Source organism: Streptomyces sp. SBT349 (assembly GCF_001083795.1).
Classification (GTDB): Bacteria; Actinomycetota; Actinomycetes; order Streptomycetales; family Streptomycetaceae; genus Streptomyces.
The window spans coordinates 1-1,223 of sequence record NZ_LAVK01000683.1; the positions used below are offsets into that span (position 1 = coordinate 1).

The window sequence follows — 1,223 nt, forward strand, 5'->3', positions numbered from 1 at the left end:
CCCCGAGTAGACCCCCCGTGGCCCGCCCTCCAGACGGTCGATGATCCGCATGGTCCTGCGCTTGGGCGCCCCGGTCATCGACCCCGGGGGAAACGCGGCCCGCACGCAGTCCACCGCCCCCCGCCCCGGCAGCAGCCTGGCCCGCACCGTGCTCACCAACTGATGCGCCCTGGCGTGGCTCTCGACCCGGAAGACGTCCTCCGCGACCACCGACCCCACCTCCCCGCACCGCCCGAGGTCATTGCGGACCAGGTCGACGATCATCAGGTTCTCCGCCCGGTCCTTCTCGCTTCCGCCCAACTCCGCCACCAGCGCCGCGTCCTCCGCGGGCGTGGCCCCGCGCGGGCGGGTGCCCTTCACCGGCCGGGACTCCGCGACGCCCCGCCGGTCCACGCGCAGGAACCGTTCGGGCGAGGTGCTCAGCACCGACACCTCACCGAACGCGAGCAGCGCGCCGAACGGCGCCGGGCTGCTCCGCCGCAGCAGCCGGTAGCCGTCCCAGGGATCGAGCGCGCCATCGGCCTCGGCCACGTTCGTCAGGCACACCTCGTAGCTCTCCCCGGCCGCGATCTCCCGCCGGCACTCGGCGATCAGCCCCAGATACGCGCCGCGGTCGTGGCGCAGCCGCAGCGAGCCGAGCCCGCCCGGTGCCGTCGGCGCCGGATCCTCGGCACGCACCCCGGCCAGGCCCGCCAGTCGATCGGCCGTCTCGTCCAGCCACCGCGCCGCCTCCCGGTCGTCCCCGTCCTCCACCAGCGCCAGGAGCCCGGTGGTGCCCGTCGCGTGGTCCAGGACCAGCGCCCGGTCCGCGAACACCATCGTCGCGTCGGGAACATCCGAACGGTGCGCCGGTTCGCCGCCGCACTCGGCCTTCAGCTCGTAGCCCAGATACCCCACCCAGCCCAGAGCGAACTCGCAGGGCGAATCCGGCACTTCGGTGGATATGCCGCGCAGATCCGCGTCCAGCCAGGCGAGGAAACCGCCCTCGACCCTCTCCTCCCGCCCGTCGGCGGACCGCACGGTGACGGTGCGGCCCGCCACGTCGGCGACGGCCACCCGGGCGAGCGGCCCCGAGGCGTCCCCCATGACCGAGAACCGCCCGAGCTCCCCGCCCGGCCTGCCGCTGTCCAGCCACCAGGCGTGGTCGCCACCGCGGAACAGCCGGTCGAACGCGACCTCGTCGCTCCACCCCGTCTCCAGCACCCGGCTGAGCACGCGCAGCT

The 1,223-nt window shown here is 74.7% G+C and carries 1 protein-coding gene; it reads right to left on the reverse strand.

The window, feature by feature from the left end; genetic code table 11:
* Positions 1-1,223: anthranilate synthase component I family protein (locus ADY01_RS35795; protein ID WP_049581075.1), on the reverse strand; the 1,223-nt coding region annotated here is incomplete at both ends.